Annotated in this window: 19 protein-coding genes and 1 CRISPR repeat array; of the genes, 11 read left to right on the plus strand and 8 right to left on the minus strand. The window is 65.3% G+C overall.

The window, feature by feature from the left end; genetic code table 11:
* The 5 genes from cas2 (at position 1) to GA615_RS05370 (ending at position 7,588) form a co-directional block, all read left to right on the plus strand.
* Positions 1-306: a CRISPR-associated endonuclease Cas2 gene (cas2, locus tag GA615_RS05350; protein WP_152050239.1), complete on the plus strand. Its 306-nt coding sequence runs from the start codon at positions 1-3 to the stop codon at positions 304-306.
* A 235-nt stretch (positions 307-541) separates the two neighbouring features.
* Positions 542-1,683: a CRISPR direct-repeat array (repeat unit 37 nt; unit sequence GCGTACGTCCTCGCCCCGATCACGAGGGGATTGAAAC).
* Positions 1,684-1,764: 81 nt separating this feature from the next.
* The gene (gene cas6, locus GA615_RS05355) at positions 1,765-2,631 is read left to right on the plus strand and encodes a CRISPR system precrRNA processing endoribonuclease RAMP protein Cas6 (protein WP_161602190.1); all 867 of its coding nucleotides are present in this window, start codon (positions 1,765-1,767) and stop codon (positions 2,629-2,631) included.
* Positions 2,632-2,741: 110 nt separating this feature from the next.
* Positions 2,742-5,588, plus strand: coding sequence for a type I restriction endonuclease subunit R (locus tag GA615_RS05360; RefSeq protein ID WP_152050241.1), 2,847 nt, complete (start codon positions 2,742-2,744; stop codon positions 5,586-5,588).
* Positions 5,585-7,195 (plus strand): restriction endonuclease subunit S, encoded by a 1,611-nt coding sequence (locus GA615_RS05365; protein WP_152050242.1) that lies wholly within the window; start codon positions 5,585-5,587, stop codon positions 7,193-7,195. The genes GA615_RS05360 and GA615_RS05365 overlap by 4 nt, the downstream gene beginning before the upstream one ends.
* A 78-nt stretch (positions 7,196-7,273) precedes the next feature.
* Complete coding sequence (locus GA615_RS05370; protein ID WP_152050243.1) at positions 7,274-7,588, plus strand: hypothetical protein; 315 nt, start codon at positions 7,274-7,276, stop codon at positions 7,586-7,588.
* Between the two features lie 332 nt (positions 7,589-7,920).
* Here GA615_RS05370 and GA615_RS27370 read toward each other — a convergent pair whose 3' ends face one another.
* The 3 genes from GA615_RS27370 to GA615_RS05380 all read right to left on the minus strand — a co-directional run bounded on the left by GA615_RS27370 (position 7,921) and on the right by GA615_RS05380 (position 9,056).
* On the minus strand, positions 7,921-8,067 hold the full coding sequence (locus GA615_RS27370) for a hypothetical protein (RefSeq protein ID WP_161602191.1): 147 nt from the start codon (positions 8,065-8,067) through the stop codon (positions 7,921-7,923).
* Between the two features lie 64 nt (positions 8,068-8,131).
* Positions 8,132-8,359 carry a hypothetical protein gene (locus GA615_RS05375; protein ID WP_152050244.1) on the minus strand — a complete coding sequence of 76 codons (228 nt, stop codon included), beginning with the start codon at positions 8,357-8,359 and terminating at the stop codon, positions 8,132-8,134.
* A 4-nt stretch (positions 8,360-8,363) separates the two neighbouring features.
* Positions 8,364-9,056, minus strand: coding sequence for a hypothetical protein (locus tag GA615_RS05380; RefSeq protein ID WP_152050245.1), 693 nt, complete (start codon positions 9,054-9,056; stop codon positions 8,364-8,366).
* Positions 9,057-9,289: 233 nt separating this feature from the next.
* On the opposite strand from GA615_RS05380, the gene GA615_RS05385 reads away from it, so the two are divergent.
* The 5 genes from GA615_RS05385 to GA615_RS05405 all read left to right on the plus strand — a co-directional run bounded on the left by GA615_RS05385 (position 9,290) and on the right by GA615_RS05405 (position 12,577).
* Complete coding sequence (locus GA615_RS05385; protein ID WP_152050246.1) at positions 9,290-10,144, plus strand: GIY-YIG nuclease family protein; 855 nt, start codon at positions 9,290-9,292, stop codon at positions 10,142-10,144.
* A gap of 67 nt (positions 10,145-10,211) precedes the next feature.
* Positions 10,212-10,493 carry a hypothetical protein gene (locus GA615_RS05390; protein WP_152050247.1) on the plus strand — a complete coding sequence of 94 codons (282 nt, stop codon included), beginning with the start codon at positions 10,212-10,214 and terminating at the stop codon, positions 10,491-10,493.
* Entirely contained in the window at positions 10,483-10,683 is a 201-nt protein-coding gene (locus GA615_RS05395) for a hypothetical protein (RefSeq protein ID WP_152050248.1), read from the plus strand. The genes GA615_RS05390 and GA615_RS05395 overlap by 11 nt, the downstream gene beginning before the upstream one ends.
* A gap of 55 nt (positions 10,684-10,738) precedes the next feature.
* Positions 10,739-10,981: a hypothetical protein gene (locus GA615_RS05400; RefSeq protein ID WP_152050249.1), complete on the plus strand. Its 243-nt coding sequence runs from the start codon at positions 10,739-10,741 to the stop codon at positions 10,979-10,981.
* A gap of 99 nt (positions 10,982-11,080) precedes the next feature.
* Complete coding sequence (locus GA615_RS05405) at positions 11,081-12,577, plus strand: class I SAM-dependent DNA methyltransferase (protein WP_152050387.1); 1,497 nt, start codon at positions 11,081-11,083, stop codon at positions 12,575-12,577.
* 543 nt (positions 12,578-13,120) lie between these two features.
* Here the strand turns inward: GA615_RS05405 and GA615_RS05410 are convergent.
* Positions 13,121-13,783 (minus strand): hypothetical protein, encoded by a 663-nt coding sequence (locus tag GA615_RS05410; RefSeq protein WP_152050250.1) that lies wholly within the window; start codon positions 13,781-13,783, stop codon positions 13,121-13,123.
* Positions 13,784-14,029: 246 nt separating this feature from the next.
* Between GA615_RS05410 and GA615_RS05415 the strand changes: the two genes are divergently transcribed.
* Positions 14,030-14,731, plus strand: a complete 702-nt coding sequence (locus tag GA615_RS05415; protein ID WP_152050251.1) for a recombinase family protein — start codon at positions 14,030-14,032, stop codon at positions 14,729-14,731.
* Here the strand turns inward: GA615_RS05415 and GA615_RS05420 are convergent.
* The 4 genes from GA615_RS05420 to GA615_RS05435 all read right to left on the minus strand — a co-directional run bounded on the left by GA615_RS05420 (position 14,709) and on the right by GA615_RS05435 (position 18,206).
* Entirely contained in the window at positions 14,709-14,942 is a 234-nt protein-coding gene (locus GA615_RS05420; protein ID WP_152050252.1) for a hypothetical protein, read from the minus strand. The two genes, GA615_RS05415 and GA615_RS05420, sit on opposite strands and share 23 nt — an antisense overlap.
* Before the next feature lie 894 nt (positions 14,943-15,836).
* A complete protein-coding gene (locus tag GA615_RS05425; RefSeq protein ID WP_152050253.1) occupies positions 15,837-16,643 on the minus strand; it encodes an urease accessory protein UreD in 807 nt (268 codons plus the stop codon).
* 134 nt (positions 16,644-16,777) lie between these two features.
* Positions 16,778-17,434 (minus strand): urease accessory protein UreG, encoded by a 657-nt coding sequence (ureG, locus tag GA615_RS05430; protein ID WP_152050388.1) that lies wholly within the window; start codon positions 17,432-17,434, stop codon positions 16,778-16,780.
* Positions 17,435-17,525: 91 nt separating this feature from the next.
* Positions 17,526-18,206, minus strand: coding sequence for an urease accessory protein UreF (locus GA615_RS05435; RefSeq protein WP_152050254.1), 681 nt, complete (start codon positions 18,204-18,206; stop codon positions 17,526-17,528).
* Positions 18,207-18,212 lie beyond the last annotated feature (6 nt).

Genomic DNA, 18,212 nt, shown 5'->3' on the forward strand with positions numbered 1-18,212 from the left:
GTGCCGACCCATGGCGAGGCGACCCGCTACCTCGTCTGTTACGACATCCCCGACACCCCCCGGCGCAACCGGATCGCCAAGTGCCTGGATGATTTCGGCGGCCGCGTCCAGTATAGTGTCTTCGAGATGGTCCTCGATCATCGGCTCTTTGACAAGCTGATCGAGGAATTAACCGCTATAGTCGACCCGGCCTCCGACCGCGTCTCGGTCTATCCGCTTTGTGCCGCCTGCTCCAGGAAGTCGCTACTGCTCGGCCGGCGTGCCGATGAGGTCCGACCCGGTGATGAAATCGTCTTTATCCACTGAGTCAGTGATGCACGTCTAACGGGCCAAGACGCCCTGTTTTGCCTGATCGTTATCTTCAGCGCCTCCTTGGGAACCGTCGGTTACGGAACGTTCTAAACCTTACCAAGGTCTGGATTTTCGTAAGCGGATTAGCCCGGAATGCACGAACTTCCTTAGGAAGCATCCTGCCCTCCGACGCCGGTTACGGAAATTGCCCGTGCAACTTATTTTCTGAGAAGGAGTTGCGCACTGTGCCGCGTACGTCCTCGCCCCGATCACGAGGGGATTGAAACACATGGTACGGGCGTCCTCAAGGAGCCTGTCGATGCCGATCCGCGTACGTCCTCGCCCCGATCACGAGAGGATTGAAACGATCAGGCTATTGGCCAGGGCTGCGATGGGTGGGCTCCACGACGTACGTCCTCGCCCCGATCACGAGGGGATTGAAACGTTGATCCACGCCTTCCACTCGCTCCTCAGCCACTTCGGGCGTACGTCCTCGCCCCGATCACGAGGGGATTGAAACATCAGGCCGTCATCCATCGGCCGGTAGTTGGGCTCAGTCGGGTTGCGTACGTCCTCGCCCCGATCACGAGGGGATTGAAACGCATACGTGCGCCCTGGATTTGACGCTCGGGATCATTACGGGCGTACGTCCTCGCCCCGATCACGAGGGGATTGAAACCAGAAGAGCCGACCGCAGACCTCGTAGTAGCGGTCCTCCCAGTTCTGCGTACGTCCTCGCCCCGATCACGAGGGGATTGAAACTGATGGAGTCGAGCAGTTGCTCGCGGTCGGCAAGGATTTGCGTACGTCCTCGCCCCGATCACGAGGGGATTGAAACAACGTCCTGGTAATCACGGGCATCGAACGCCATGTCCGTAGCGTACGTCCTCGCCCCGATCACGAGGGGATTGAAACATGTTATATGCGAAGCACGCATCAACATCTTGATCCATATGGCGCACGTCCTCGCCCCGATCACGAGGGGATTGAAACGTGGCGAACCGCATGTGGACGAACGTCTCCTGGTCCTCCGGGATGCGTACGCCCGCGCCCCGATCACGAGGGGATTGAAACGCGTCGGGGCTCCAGTGTGAGCGAAGCGTGTGGGTCCGGGCGTATGTCCTCGCCCCGATCACGAGGGGATTGAAACATGCCACGCGATTCCTTGCTCGTGACGATCGACGCCTGTTCGGCGTACGCCCGCGCCCCGATCACGAGGGAATTGAAACGTTGATCGTCGCTTGCCTCGCAGTGGTTCCCAGTTATGCGATAGCGCGTACGCCCGCGCCCCAATCACAAGGGGATTGAAACGACGTTTTGATGTTTTCGGACAAAGCCTTGATTTCGGCTTCGACTTGTACGTCCACGCCCCGAACACGAGGGGATTGAAACGCCGTCACCGCGAGATAGGGGTCGCGGAATTTGTCCCGCTCGCGTATGCCCCGCCCTGTTCACGAGGGGATTGCAGTAGTGATGACACCGTCATTGGACACAGCGGTATTACGGGAACTGAACGTCCGTGCCTGGCGGTTGCACCTGTCAACACCGGGAGTCCTCGTCACGGTGCCCCTGCTGCGTGGCGTCTGGGGGGCGGCACTGCGTGATGGGTCGCAGGAGCGGTATCGCGAGGTCTTCGAGGGCGACGAGGTTCGAGTACCCCGCTACCTGATGCGACCGGCCCCACGCGAGGCTGACCCGGCACCGGCCGTGGAGTTCATCGTCTTCGGTCGGACGGACCAGGACACCGACTCGGCCCTGTGGGCAGCCTGGGACGAGGCCGAGCGGCGGGGCCTCGGCCCCGAGCGGCGGCCGTTTCGCATTACGGCGGCCATCCCTCTGGCCTGGGACGAAACCCCACTGGGGCCGGCACGGGTGCAGCCGGGGTTCGCTCTGGACCCGATGCCCTGGCCGACCGGGAGCATCGCCGCAGGCTGTCGGATCGACATCCCGGCCCCCTTGCGTCTGCTCCGCCAGGGTCGGTTGATCGACGCGCCGACGCCCGCCGACCTGGCACTCGCCGCCCTCCGCCGGATCGGGGGCTTGCTTGGATCGGTGGCCGATCCCCTCTGGGAACGACGGGCCGACTGGCTCGACGCTGCCCGAGCGGTGCCGCACCGGCCCTGGCGCGGCCGACGGCTCGATCTGGTCCGCTACTCTGGCTCTCAGCATCGTGAGGTTGAGCTACGCGGCGTCGTCGGCTCACTCGACCTTCCCCATGGCCCCGGTCCGCTCGCCCCGCTCCTGGCCGCCGCCCAGTGGCTCCACCTGGGAAAGGGAACTGTCATGGGCTTAGGCCAGGTCCGTATCCTGCCTCTCGATGTCGACAAGACTCACCGTTGAGGTTCCCAGGGCACGGATGCCATCAATGCCTGGTCATCGGACAGGACGGAGATTACGATGGCAGTGATGTCGAACTCCATGAATGCTCCCAGACGCCTTGCGTGCGCCTCATGCCGAAGCCCGAAGACCAGGCCCGACAGCAGATCGACGCGAAACTCGAAGCGGCAGGATGGGTCGTCCAGGACGCGGACGAACTGAACCTTTTTGCCGGACGGGGGATCGCCGTCCGGGAGTTCGCGTTGAAGCACGGGCACGGCTTCGCGGACTACCTGCTCTACGTCGACCGCAAGGCGGCCGGGGTCGTCGAGGCGAAGAAGGAGGGGACGACGCTGACCGGCGTCGAAACCCAGGCCACGCGCTACAGCGAGGGGCTTCCCGACGCCCTGCCGGCCCACCATCGGCCCTTGCCGTTCCTGTATCAGAGCACCGGCGAGGAGACCCGCTTCACGAACTGGCTCGACCCCGAGCCCCGATCGCGGGAAGTCTTCACCTTCCACCGGCCCGAGACGCATGCGGAATGGCTGGCCGACTGGCCCAGCACGCTACGCAAGCGCCTCAAGGACATGCCGGCGCTCGACGAGAAAGGTCTCTGGCCGGCGCAGTTGAGGGCGGTGCAGAACCTTGAGGCGTCGCTCGCGGCCGACAAGCCCCGAGCCCTGATTCAGATGGCCACCGGGAGCGGCAAGACGTTCACGGCGGTCAATGCGATCTACCGTCTCATCAAGCACGCCGGGGCTCGCCGAGTGCTGTTCCTGGTCGACCGGGCCAACCTCGGCCGCCAGGCGGAGAACGAGTTCCGATCGTTCGACACGCCCGACGACGGACGCAAGTTCGATCAGCTTTACAACGTCAACCACCTGCAAGGCCGCCGGCCCGATCCCGTCGCCCGCGTTTGCATCTCGACCATCCAGCGCCTCTACTCGATCCTCCAGGGCAAGGAATTGCCGCCCGAGGCCGACGAGGTCTCCGCCTTCGAGACGATGGACGACCTCCGCCGCGAGCCGATGCCGGTCGTCTACAACCCGAACATCCCCATCGAATTCTTCGATTTCATCGTCATTGACGAGTGCCATCGCTCGATCTACACCCTCTGGAAGCAGGTACTCGACTACTTCGACGCCTACCTCATCGGCCTGACCGCCACGCCCTCGAAACAGACCTTCGGGTTCTTCAACAAGAACCTGGTCATGGAGTACGGCCACGATCAGGCCGTCGTTGATGGCGTGAACGTCGACTTCAACGTCTACAAGATCGCCACGAAGATCACCCAGGGCGGCTCGGTCGTCGAGGCCGGTTATCAGGTCGGCAGGCGCGACCGCCAGACCCGCAAGATGCGCTGGGAGACGCTCGACGACGACCTGGAGTACGACGCCAAGGCGCTCGACCGCGATGTCGTCTCCAGGGACCAGATTCGGACCGTGATCCGCGCCTTCCGCGACCGGCTCCCGACCGAGATTTTCCCCGGCCGTGACGAGGTCCCCAAGACCCTCATCTACGCCAAGGACGACAGTCACGCCGATGAGATCGTCCAGGTCGTCCGCGAGGAGTTCGGCAAGGGGAACGAGTTCTGCCAGAAGATCACCTACCGCACCGGCACCGCACGCATCGTCTCGACCGAGACGGATGAGGACGGCAACGCCATCGAGAGCGTCACCTACAAGTCGAGCGGGGTGAAGGCCGAGCACCTGCTCAGCGACTTCCGCAATCGCTACAACCCCCGGATCGTCGTGACCGTCGACATGATCGCCACCGGCACCGACATCAAGCCGCTGGAGGTCGTCATGTTCATGAGAGCGGTTAAGAGTCGCAACTTCTTCGAGCAGATGAAGGGCCGGGGCGTCCGCGTCATCAAGGACGCCGACTTCCGGGCCGTCACGCCCGATGCGAAGGGAAAGACCCACTTCGTTATCGTCGACTGCGTCGGACAGTGTGAGACGAAGCTGGTGGACACGAAACCCCTGGAGGCGAAGCCCACCGTCGCGTTCGACAAGTTGCTCCAGGCCGTCGGCGGGGGCAGTACCGATCCGGATGTCCTCTCCTCGATCGCCTCGCGCCTCTCCCGGCTCGACAAGACGCTCTCCCCAGCCGACCGCGACGCACTGGCCGACCTCGCCGGGGGGAAGACGATCCGCGACCTCGCCGCCGATCTCGTCGCCACGCTCGACCCAGACCGCCACGCCGACGCCGCTCGACTCGCCCACGACCTCCCGCCCGACGCCGAGCCCTCCCCCGAGCAACTCGCCCAGGCCGCCGAGGCGATCCGGCTGGAGGCCGCCATGCCCCTGATGGCCAACCCGACACTCCGCAAGGCGCTGGCCGAGTCGAAACAACGCTCCGAGCAGACGATCGACGAGGTCAGCATCGACGAGGTCCTGCACGCGGGTTATTCGGCCGACGCGACCGATCGGGCCCGCACGGTGGTCGAGTCGTTCGAGGCGTTCCTCCGCGAGCACCGCGACGAGATCACCGCGCTCCAGGTCCTCTACAGCCGGCCCCACGCCCATCGCCTGCGGTTCGCCGACATCAAGGCGCTGGCCGAGACGATCCAGGCCCCTCCCCGGCGGCTGACGCCCGAGGTCCTCTGGCGGGCCTACGAGGCGCTCGACCGCTCAAAGGTCCGGGGCGCCTCGGCCCCCCGGCTGCTGACCGACATCGTCTCGCTCGTCCGCTTCGCCACGCACCAGGACGACGAGTTGTCCCCCTTCCGCGAGCAGGTCGACGCCCGCTTCGCCGACTGGCTCGCCCGCCAGGAGGCCGCCGGCCGCCGCTTCTCCCCCGAGCAGCGCGAGTGGCTGGCCCTGATCCGCGACCACATCGCCGCCAACCTCGCCATCGAGCCCGACGACTTCGACTACTCCCCCTTCAACCAGAAGGGCGGGCTCGGTAGGGTCTACTCCCTCTTCGGCGACGAGTTCGAGCAGATTATCGACGAGTTGAATGAGGTCCTGGCGGCATGACTGACGAGGATCAACAACCTCTCCCACGAGGATGGGAGTGGGCGTCGCTCACCCAGATTGCCGAGGTCAAGGGCGGGATCACCAAGGGCCAGAAGCGGAAAACGCGAGATGGGCTCCGAGAGGTCCCCTACCTCCGGGTTGCGAACGTACAACGCGGCTTCCTCGACCTTGACGAGGTCAAGACGATCGAGGCGACGGAGGACGAAGTCCGGGGCTTGATTCTCCTGCCCGGCGACATCCTGTTCACTGAGGGCGGCGACCGCGACAAGCTCGGGCGCGGCTGGGTCTGGCGCGGCGAGATCGCCGAGTGTATCCACCAGAACCACATCTTCCGCGCCCGCCTTCGGTCCCCCGAGATCGAGCCGAAGATCATTTCCTGGTACGGCAATACGGCTGGCCAAGACTACTTCACGCGCCAGGGGAAGCAGACGACCAACCTCGCGTCGATCAACCTGACGAAGCTCAGCGCCTTCCCCGTACCGATCCCGCCTTCGGCCGAACAACGTCGCATCGTCGCCGCCATCGAGGAGCACTTCTCCCGCCTCGACGAGGGGATTGCGGCGTTGGAGAGCGCGAGGGCGAGGCTGAGGCGCTACCGGGCCTCGGTGCTCAAGGCCGCCTGCGAGGGCCGCCTCGTCCCCACCGAGGCCGAACTCGCCCGCGCCGAGGGCCACGACTACGAGCCCGCCGACCGCCTCCTCTCCCGCATCCTCCAGCACCGCCGCTCCCGCTGGGAGGCCGACCAACTCGCCAAGCTCCACGCCCAGGGCAAGCCCCCCAAGGACGACCGCTGGAAGGCAAAGTACGCCGAGCCGAACCCGCCCGACACCAGCAGCCTGCCGGAGTTGCCCGAGGGGTGGACGTGGGCGGCAGCCGCCCAGATCGCCGAGATTCAGGGCGGAATCCAGAAGCAGCCCAAGCGCACCCCGAAGGAGAACGCCTACCCCTTTCTCCGGGTGGCGAACGTCTACCGCAATCGCCTGGAACTCGACGATGTCCACCGGATCGAGTTGTTCGGCGACGAACTCGACAAGCTGCGGTTGCAGCCGGGCGACCTCCTGATCGTCGAGGGCAACGGCAGCCCGACCGAGATCGGCCGCATGGCGATCTGGAACGGTGCCATCAGCGATTGCGTCCACCAGAACCACATCATCCGCGCCCGCCTGGTCGGCGACCTGCCGCCCTCCTACGTCGGTTGCTACTGGAACTCCCCAGACGGCTCGTCTCGGGTCATGCAAGTGTCCAGTTCCACCAGCGGCCTGCACACCCTGAGCGTGACGAAGGTCAACGCCCTGCCGGTGGCGCTCCCGCCGCTTGCCGAGCAACACCGCATCGTCGCCGAGGTCGAGCGCCGCCTCTCCCTCATCAACGCCCTCGACGCCGCCCTCGCCGCTGGCCTGAAGCGGGTCGAGCGGTTGCGGCAGGCGATCCTCAAGCGGGCCTTCTCCGGCCGCCTCGTCCCCCAGGACCCCGCCGACGAGCCCGCCTCAGCCCTTCTCGAACGCATTCGGGCCGGCGGTTCGCCGCCGGCCCCAAAACCTCGGGCTGGTCAGGGGGCTCGATCCCGACGGTCTGGGCCGGATCATCAGCCATCCCTCTTCGATTAGCGTTCGATTCTTGCTCGTTTCTTGGCCTAGATTACGAGTGGTTGCTCAAATCGACAGCACCAAGGAGCCAAGAACACCATGCCATCCCCACTGTACCAGTACCCGCACTCCGCGAGGGTTGATCTCGATGAGGCTTTCCCGGGCCTTCGCGAGAAGGTGACAACGGAGAACGTCCAGATCATCGGGTCGCTGATCGAGGAATTCAAACAAGCGTTTGGTGACGACGTTGAAACCGAATTGGAAGAATTCATCCGGGAAGGAATCTCTGGTGACTCCGATTCCTGGAATGGCACGGTAGAACGCAACGGCACGACGATCCCGCTGAATTTCATGATTGACGATGATCTCGACGAGAACGATCGTCGCGTTTACGTAATCTGCCCTCGACCTTAAGCCGACAGGGCTTGAACGATCGTTTGTCAATCGTTGCCCCTGTCTCGATCGAGCAGGCGATCGAGGCCGCAGGCACCATGCAGGACGCGGACCAGTCGAGCCTCGGCGGGGTTCCTGCCATCGGATCATCCCCGCCGTTCGGCATCGCGGCGATGGACCTCGTGCCGGATCGCATCCCAGTCTTGCCGCGTCATCGGCGTCGCCGGCGCCAAGTCGAGCCCCTCGACCAGCAGGCCATCGACCCGATGCCGAGCGGCCTACCGCCGTTGGTCCTCGCGGATCAGGGCGCTCATGTACTCCCCGACGCTGTTAAACCCCCGGCGGGCCGCCTCCTATTCCACGAACGCCTTGTCCTCGTCGGGCAGCGTGATGTTCATGCTCGCCATGCCGGGCCCTCCTCTCGGATCGAGCATACCCCGCCGGGAGCGGGTCGCCAAGGCGACCAAGGCCGCCTGGCGCTCAGCTTCGTAATGATCCACAGGTCCGCAATCCCCTGCCTGATCCGGGGAGCGATCACCCTCTGGATCGGAGGACCGACCCGAGCTACTTCTGCCCGGCTCTACGGCGCCCGGCGGCCTTCATCGACTTCTTCACCGCCCGCGTCTTCGCCTTCTTCGCGGGCTTCGCCTTCGCCGATCCTGCGAGTTTGGCCCTGGCGCGGGCAATGGCCGCCGGGCTCGCGAGCCCGGCGGCTTCCAGAATCTCGATCCGCTTCTCCAGGGGCATCTCCGCGACTTTCAGGGAGACCCGGCGGATGCGGTCGGTCGTCATCGGATCACTCCTCCCTCGGCTTCACCCACCAGGTTCCGAGGATGCAATTGGGCTCTCGGACGCAGATTTGGACGTGGGCCTGCGGGTTGATCCCGCTCGCATCCCAGAGCCGATCCGCCGTCGGGACGAACACCGCGCGGCAACTGTCGATCGGATCGCCCTCTTCCTCGGCCGTTTGGTACGCGAAGTTGAAGACCGCGCAGTTGAGGCGTTTCTGCCGGATGTTCGGAGGCGGCTTCTCCCCGATCTGGTCCATCGTGTCCAGGTAGCCCTCATGGAACCGCTTGAGGTCCTTCGCGAAACCAGGGTCCAGGAGATCGAGGCAATTGCCGAGCCGGATCATCGAGCCAAGCACGGCGATCTCCTCGGTCCACCCCTTGCTCCGCTTGAGTTGCTGGGCCCAGAGGAACGCCTGCTGGGGAGCATACTCCCAGAAGTAGATGCCGTGCCCGAGCCAATCGTAGTCGTTCCGGCTCGGCTCGAACTCGGCCGCTCCCCGGACGATGTCCTGGGCCACCGACCACTTCGTCCCATGATACCCGATGACGGTCCGGTGGTAGTCACTATAGCGGGGCACGGCCGGTTCCTGGTTGGCATGGGGTGAGACGACGAACCGTATCCACTCGATCGTCCAGGCTCCCCGCTCCGCTTGAGCAGGTTCCCGAGCCGCCCAGCCGGTCGTCCGTCGAGTCGTCATCAGCATCCTGAGTCACCAGCCCCGAAATGACCACCCACTTCGCACCACCCTCATCGGCGACCTGAACCGCTCCCCCCGTCGCCCTCGCCGTTTTGCTTGACCCCGAAGGACCCCGGCATGAGACTGATCCCTCCCGGTCGTAGGTGTGTCCCAATTCAGCCCGGTCGCCCGCACCATTGCGGACGACTCCCCGAGCGAACCTGAGCCCACAGCCCCAGCGACGAAGTGATGGCATGACGCGCCCGAACGCCAAGACGATCCAGATTTTCCTGCCCACCGGCGAGCCGCGCGGGCTTCGCATCGCGGAGATGACCAACCGGATCGTCCAGGTCGTGCTCATTCCCCGCTCCGACCTCGCCCGAGCCAAGGAGCGGCCCGAATTCGGCCAGGTCGCCGCCTACTTCCTCTTCGGCGAGTCGGAGGAGGCCGCCAAGCCCCAAGTCTACGTCGGGCAGTCCGAGGACCCCAGGTCCCGGCTCGACCGCCACAACGTCACCAAGGACTTCTGGCGCACCGCCGCCGTCTGCGTCTCCCGCACCCAGAGCTTCACCCCCGCCCACATCCGATACCTGGAGTGGTACAGCATCCAGGAGGCCCGCCGCATCGGCCGCTTCGAGGTCGTCAACGAGGTCACCCCCGGCAAGCCCTTCGTCACCGAGCCGATCGAGGCCGACCTGCTCGACGCCTTCGACACGCTCGGCATCCTCCTCTCGGCGCTGGGCTACCCGATCTTCGAGCCGATCTTCAGCCCCGTGGCCGCCCCGCTGTTCTTCTGCACCGCCCGCGAGGCCGACGGCAAGGGCGAACTCGTCGAGGACGGCTTCGTCGTCCGGGCCGGATCGACCGGACGGGCCGACATCGTCCCCTCGGCCTCCTCGACCTTCGTGGCCGCCCGCGAGAAGCTCCGGGGCGCCGGCATCCTCGTCGAGGAGGACAGCCGCATTCGCTTCACCCAGGACTATCTTTTCTCCTCGCCCAGCACGGCGGCGATGGTCGTCATGGGCCGGACCGCCAATGGATGGGTCGAGTGGAAGGACACCGAGGGCCGTACGCTGCACGAGGTCTACCGGGTTGAGGCCCTCGGATGACGCACGGTCCTGGTATGATGGTCCTGGCCGGGTCAGCAGGAATCTCGGGGCCGATGGGGACGATCGCATGTGCACCCGATCGACGCTCGCGCATGGCGAGCGGCATCATCTGTTCGTCGACTTACTCCGATCGGGCGAGGTTTATCTGACCCTGGAGAAGTCCGACTTCGAGGCCCACCGCGATCGCGTCACCGTCGCCATCCCGCTGGATGTTTGGGAGCAGATTCGCCACGTCGAGGTCCGTGCTGACGACTGGTGGGACGATGATGACGACCCCTCCCCCGGGCAGGGCAATGGCGCCCCGAACCCCGAGCCGCCCGACCGATCTGCCGAGTCGGGTGGCCCATGAACAACATGCCGACGAACCGACCTTTGAACGACCCTCTACGCCCCAACACGATCCCGATCGCAAGGTCCGCGACGCGGCCATCCGGCGCATCGCCGGCTCGATGGCCGACGATCCCGAGTTCGATGCCGCAACCGAGCAGGTTCGTCGCGACCGCTTGGCCGCCCGCGACCGGGACGAGCCGTGTTCCTGATCCATCATCCCCGGATCGCCCGACGGCTCGCTTCACGCCGGAGGAGGAGGCCACGATGTCCAGGACGATCCAAGGGTTGATCCAGGGCAAGACGATCGCCCTGGAGGCCGAGCCGGGACTGGCCGACGGCCAGCGCGTCGAGGTCACGATCCGGCCCCTCATCGACCCCGACGAACGAAAGCGGCGTCTCGCCGCCCTGGCCGGATCGCTGGCGTACCTGCCCGAGGAGGAGTGGGAGTCGCTCGACGCAATCGTCCACGAGCGCCAGCAGTGGTCGCACCGGGAGCGTCCCGGGTGAGCGACCTGCTCGGCACCAACACGGACTCCGACTCCTTCGCGCCGATCGCGGCCTCGATGTCGAGGATTGGCTGACCCCCTGATCCCCCAGAACGACGCCATGAGCACCGACGCCCAGCAGATCGTCTCCAAGCTCTGGAACTATTGCAACGTCCTCCGCGACGATGGCCTGTCCTATGGCGACTACGTCGAGCAGTTGACGTTCCTGTTGTTCCTCAAGATGGCCCACGAGCAGACGCAGCCGCCCTGGCGCAAACCCTCGATCATCCCCGATGGCTTCGACTGGCCAAGCCTGCTCGCCCGCGACGGCGACGACCTGGAGACGCACTATCGCCATGTGCTGGAGACGCTGCCGAAGCAAGGCGGGATGCTACGGGTCATCTTCCAGAAGGCCCAGAACAAGATTCAGGACCCGGCCAAGCTCCGACGCCTGATCGTCGACCTGATCGACAAGCAGCAATGGCGGATGATCGACGCCGACGTGAAGGGAGATGCTTACGAGGGCCTGCTGGAGAAAAACGCCCAGGACACCAAGGGCGGAGCCGGCCAGTACTTCACCCCCCGTCCGCTCATCCAGGCGATCGTCGAGGTCATGCGTCCCCAGCCCGGCGAGACGATTTGTGACCCCGCCTGCGGCACCGGCGGCTTCCTGCTGGCTGCCCACGACTTCATCGCCCAGCACAATCCGAGCCTCGACCGCGACCAGAAGCGGCACCTGAAATTAGAGGCGCTGCGAGGCATCGAGATCGTCGACGGCGTCACCCGCCTCTGCGCCATGAACCTGCTCCTGCACGGTGTCGGCCCCGACGCCGATGAGGCGACCCCGCCCGTCTCGACCGACGACAGCCTTCGCTCCGACCCCGGCGATCGCTTCGACCTGATCCTCACCAACCCGCCGTTCGGCAAGAAGTCGAGCTACCTCTACGTCAACGAGGAGGGCGAGCAGGACCGCCAGGCGATGACGATCGTCCGCGACGACTTCTACGCCACGACCAGCAACAAGCAGTTGAATTTCCTCCAGCACGTGAAAACCCTGCTCAAGGTTCCCGGCCGGGCAGCCGTCGTCGTGCCCGACAACGTCCTGTTCGAGGGTGGCGCCGGCGAGTCGATCCGGCGACGGCTGCTCCAGGAGTGCGACGTTCACACGATCCTCCGCCTGCCCACGGGCATCTTCTACGCCCAGGGCGTGAAGGCCAACGTCCTCTTCTTCGACCGGAAGCCGGCCAGCCCGAATCCCTGGACCCAGACCGTCTGGGTTTACGATCTGCGGACGAACATCCACTTCACGCTCAAGACGAACCGCCTGAAGCGGTCGGACCTTGACGACTTCGTCGCCTGCTACCATCCCGAGAATCGCCACGAACGCCGACCCACCTGGACCGAGTCGACCCCTGAGGGTCGCTGGCGGCCGTACACCTACGAGGAGTTACTCAAGCGCGACAAGGTGAGCCTCGATCTGTTCTGGCTCCGTGATGAATCGCTTGAAGACTCTGCCGGCCTTGAAGACCCGGACGTGATCGCCTCGGAGATCGTCGAGGACCTCCGCGCCGCCCTGGCCGAGTTCGAGGCGATCCAGGAGCAATTGACCGACTCTTGATGATCGGCCACGCGGGGATTCATTGGGTGATCTCGGCCGACTCGATGACGCTCATGGGGTTTCCAGTTCCCCGATCGGATTCTCTCCAAGGCGCACACCACCATCGCCAGGATGAACACTGCCGCGAATGCCCACCCTCACGAGCGAGACCAGTAGAAACTCAGGTCCGGCCGCAGGCCCGGCTTCTCGTTCAGGGCCGCTAGGAGACCTTGGAACGGGCGTTCGCCGGACTTGTCGATCATCTTGCTGGTGAGCCGATTTGAACGCACCACGAGCCTTGAAGGCTGTCTGGCGCGGGCCGGCCCGTTTCGTTCAAAGCGGCCCGAAGGGGTCGCGTTGGGCCCGGCCGCAGGGCGGGATCGGGGGGTGATCGCCCCCTCGAAAGACCCCGTCCTGGCTGACAAATAGGGTGTCGCCGAGATTGCCCGGCTCCGGTCACTGGAGAATGCTGGCAACGGGACGGCCCAGACCCATGACGAAATGGGTAGACGCTATGTGTCGCGGTGGGCTGGGTCCGCAAGGCGTTGGGCTGACGTGACAGGCTCAGGTGTCGGGGATGGCCATGAACGGCCCACCAGCCCCCAACTGGACCTCGATCCGATGACGGATGTACTCGTCGGGATGCGACCGGGCGACATCGACCGCCAGGGGGATGAGAGGACTCAATTCGGCGGGGTAGGCGTCCGCTTCCAGGCGCAGCATCGGGATGATTCGTCGGCGAACTTCCAGGTCCGGGTACGCGACAAACTCGCGGAGCATCTGGCAATCGAACCGCTGCCGCAAGTCGCCCAGGTCTTCGTTCCGGGGGTTGCCCGCCCAAACCGCCCAGTACATGGCGCTGGCCGCCCCGGCTTTCTCGGCATTGGACCCGGACTCCAGGTACCCCAGCAACGTCAGGATGACCCGACGTGCCCCGAGGGACCGCACGCAAGGTTCGATGAAAACTCGGTTGAGGCTCGGGTTCCGCTCCAGCACGGCGGCACGGAGCATCGGGTCGAAAAGCCGCTTCGGGACCGGCTGGAACTTAAACACCAACGCGACGAACACCTTCCGGTCCGGGTCCGCAAGCCCCTCTCCGAGCCACCGCCAATCATCCGGCGAGTTCTGGGCGACACGCTTCCGCGCCGCCTGCATCTGCCAGTGAGCATCCTGGCCCGGCTTACAGCGGGCGTCCGACCACAGGCGGTAATGCTCGTCCCAGGTCATCGTGTCGAGCGATCCCCCGCCGCCTGACGCCCAAGCCCGGCGGACCGGCCCGCCGCGCGATCGTCATGATAGCAGGCCAGCCGCCGCTGCGGTCCGCCCTGCCGGATGAGGTAGCCCATCTGGCACGGTCGCCGTGGCCAGGCGGCAACGTCCGCCCCTGGCCGCTGTCCGGGATCGGCGGGGCGGGGGTAGCGTTTCGTGGGACGACCGTCCCACCAGATTCAACAGGGCCTCAGGGCCAGTCTCATGGTGAGATTGGCCCGGACCCTGGATAGCGCCAAGGCCAACAGGGCGAAGCTCCTGAGGGCCTACCGTGAGATCGAGAGCGGCAAGCGGTCCGACCGGACCGAACAGTCCAAATCCATTGTCCACGCCACGCGGTCCAGTGCCCGGTTGGTTATCGCCATCCTCGACCGGCTGGCCCGCAACCTTTACGTCCTCTCCGGGCTGATGGAGTCGGGCGTGGACTTCGTCACCTGCGGCAACCGGCACGCGAACCGGCTGACCATTCACATCCTCGCCGCCGTGGCCGAGGACGAGGCCCTGCGAATCAGCGAGCGGACGTGGGCTGCCCTGGCGGCATTCAAGGCCCGTGGCCGGCCTCTGAGGGCCGCCCGGTCCGATGGCCGGCGGGTGAACCGGGAGGCGGCCCAGTGGAGCCGGGAGCGAGACGAGCGGGGCCGCCGGGAGAACGCCGACGCGGCCTTAGCCAATCTGACGCCGATGCTGGCCGATTTACGGGCCGAGGGCCGTTCCTTGCAAGGAGATCGCCGACCGACTGAACGCCGAGGGCCACCACACCCTCCGAGCGGCGGTCTGGAACACAAGGCCCAGGTCAAGCGCGTGCTGGATCGCCTAGAAGGCCGATGGCGACCTTCGACAGGCCATGAAGCAGATCGCCAGGAGCAGCAGACTGATCGGCGAACTACTTCGAAAAGCAGAACGTGACGCCGAACCCCATCACCGTCGCCGCCATCAGGCGGAAGACGAGAGGTTTTAAGATGTCGGGCGGCTGGTACGGCTGGCCAGCAAAGATGTCGTGGTATGGCAACACGAACAGAGCGACGAACGTTGACGCAATCATGCACACGACGTAGAACGCGGTTCGTGCAGGCGTGCTTGGGCCATCTGCGCTGGACTTGGACACGGAACCTGACATCGGTGACACTCCTGGAGAGATGAAAAGAACAACCACCGCCTACCATTGGACCGGGCCTGGAGACTGAAGAATCCTAGTTCACATCGGAGGCGTCAGAACTGTCACCAACACCACTCCGACCGGCATTAAAATGGACGGGCTAGAGACCATCACGCGCATGCAGTTGCCCATAGCTAAGACGATCACCCTCACGACGAGCCGTACCGAGGCCGACCGGAACGCAATCCCCCAGGACCTATGGCCCGAGCCGGCCGGCCTCCTGCTGGGTCGCCTGGACCGAAGACGGCCGCCGCATCGCCGATGCCGACGACTTCGTGGCGGTCCGGGCGGCGGCGCGGCGGGCCGGCGTTACTCAGCCCATCTGCGGATGGCTTCCGTCGATCGACCAGGTCCGCACCATTGGCGGCTCATGAGGTTCGCCGAAGTCGCCCCCCCGAAATCTGGGGCAAATGTGGGGCAACGTCGGCTCCGCATCGCCGACGCATCGCCGACACATTATCGACTTGATTTCGCCGTAAACCACGGTACCATAAGGGTTGCAGGCACAAAATCGACGCAAACCCGCCTCATTGGCGGTGCCGACGCGCTAGGTTCAGGTCCTAGTCCGGTTCACCCCGGGTGGAGGTTCGAGTCCTCTCTTCGGCACTCAACCCTGCAATGGGTTAAGACGTTTGAAACCGCCGGTCTGGCGGGTGTTAAGGAAGCTGGGTTTTCCGAGAGTGCCTCAGACGGCGCAGTTCTTTCGGAACACCCAGCTTTCTTTTTTTCTTGTCGAGCGTTCCCGAGATCGAAGAGGCCTCCGGCCGAACCTCGGAGGTTCTGTTCACCGTGGTCTGTTGGCCTGTCCCGTTTCGCTGAGTGATTCCGGAAAAGACCACTGAACTCGGGGAGAGTTCATTCTTCGGTCGCGGAACGGGTGCGTAACGCTCCGGGAGATGACTGCTTCCTCTGGGCAGGTGTCGAGAACCAGTGGTTGTTGGCCAGGCCGCTGGATCGGAGCAACCAGGGAGGGGAGTCGGGACCGCCTAACCACTGGGCGGCCAGTTGCAAAGCGGTTCGAACCAGTGCCTCGGTGACGACGGTCGGGTGGCCGCACCATCGGATGCAGGTCCCCCCGGCATCGAGGGGGAAGATGGCCTGCCGCAGCCCCGGGGGCGGCGCGGGGAGTGCCTCCGGCAACGGTCCCGACGCGTAGAGACTGCCCGAGGCGAGTTCTCCGCCGAAGTACCAATCGACTTCCGAGGGGGACCAGGGTCCATCCCAACGGAAGCGATCGCGGTAGAGGAGTCGGCCGGATCGCCGGACCTCGAAGTCCTGGACGATCCGATCGAAGACGAATCGCTCCGACGCTGCCCCCCGTTCGTATCGGCCGGCCAGCCAGATGTCTCCCCAGATGACCCGGCCGGTCGGGGAAAGCTCAACCCGACCGCGCTGGAAGAATCGGCTCCCCCGATAGGGAATCGTCGGACCGGGAAGGACGACCAGCAGGGCGTCGTCCTCGACCTCGACGGCCCACTGCTGGGAGCTAAAGCTCGCGCCGGCGGGATGAATCCGGGATGCGGACTGACCCGTCACGACGGCACGGGTGCCAGCTCGGGCGACGAGTTCCAGCAGGTGACCGTCCCCATCCAGCAACCCCGCCGTAAGGTTGATGAGATAGAGAAGGGCCGCCGGCTCATCGTCGAGATCGAAGGGGGGCATGAGCCTGACGGGAATCTGCTGGTAGCAGCGGCCCAGGCGTGTTCGGCCCCGGTCGTTGATCAGTTCGATCCGAGCGCCTCCGACGCGAGCGGCAGGGTGGCCAACGGGTTCGATCCCGTGGAACTCGGGGGGAGTCAGGAGTTCGGCACGCTCGATTCGGCGAGCTGCTCCCGGACCCAGGATACCACCTGATCGACCCCCTCGTTCTGGCGAATGCTGATCAAGAGGAACGGCCGCTCCCCGCGCATCCGGGTGCTGTCCCTCCGCATCACCTCCAGGTCGGCCCCCACGTGAGGAGCCAGGTCGGTCTTGTTGATCACGAGCAGATCGGAGTTGCAAATGCCCGGCCCCCCCTTGCGGGGGATCTTGTCCCCCTCGGCCACGTCGATGACGAAGATGAAGCGGTCGGCCAGTTCTCGGGAGAAGACAGCCGTGAGGTTGTCGCCCCCAGACTCGACGATGACCAGTTCCAGACCCGGAAACTGGCGCTGAAAGTTGCCGACGGCGCTGAGGTTGGCGCTGGCGTCGTCTCGAATGGCCGTGTGAGGGCAGCCTCCGGTCTGGATACCGACGATGCGCTCCAGCGGCAGGGCCTCACGTCGGGAGAGGAACTCGGCGTCTTCGTGAGTGTAGATATCATTCGTAATGACGGCCAGGTTGACCTCGGGCCAGAGGGCGTGGCAGAGCGCCTCGACCAGCGCCGTCTTTCCCGATCCGACCGGCCCGGCGACACCGAGGGTGAAGACCTGCCGCGTCGGCCCGGCATAGCGGGCCGGGCCAGGTCGTCCCATGTGGTCGTGGGGGTGGTCGTGATCCTTGTGGAAGACGACCGCTGGCCGGAGTCGCCGTCGGGAGGGCCGGGAGAACACGGCCGGATCGCCATCAGGATCGGAACATGCGGGCATAGAGTCGCGTCTGTTCATCGCAGAGAATCTCGTAGGAAGGGCATCCGGCGCCGGCCGTCTCAGAATCGCGATCAACGAGGTCGGCGACCAGGGCCTGGAGTTCGCCATGCAGGTAGGCCAGGATTTGCTGGCCGTGGGTGTGGCCGACAGGAATCGCTCGGACCCCGGCGCCGATCACGCCGAGGGCCGCCTGGTGCAGATAGGCCGTCAGCACCTCCTGAGGATCGCCGTCGGCCAGGGCGCCGAGCAGACCGAAGGCGACCGAATGATGCCAGAACTCGGGATCGTCTGAGAAGGACTTGAGGATCGGGACGAGCCGCGAGCAACACCACTCCCAGGTGGCCCCGAGGGTCATGAGTTGGCCGCCCATCTCTCGGCTGGCGCCCCGAATCGAGGGGGGAAGGATCGAGGCATCGGCCAGGCCGTTCAGGGACGCCAGAGCGGCGATGTCTCCACCCCGCGTCGCGCGGCAGGAGGAAGCGACAAGGACTCCCTCCAGCGGGCCGAGCGAGGTTCGAAGCCAGTGCGCGGTCCAGCGCTCGAGGGTCTCGGCGTCTCGAACCGAGCCCCGAGCGATGGCGGCTTCAAGCCCCCAGGAGTGGGTGTAGCCGCTGATCGGGAGCGCCGAATCGGCCATTTGGAGCAGAGCGAGGTTCATGGCTCG

The sequence above is a fragment of the Tautonia marina genome, from assembly GCF_009177065.1.
Classification (GTDB): Bacteria; Planctomycetota; Planctomycetia; order Isosphaerales; family Isosphaeraceae; genus Tautonia; species Tautonia marina.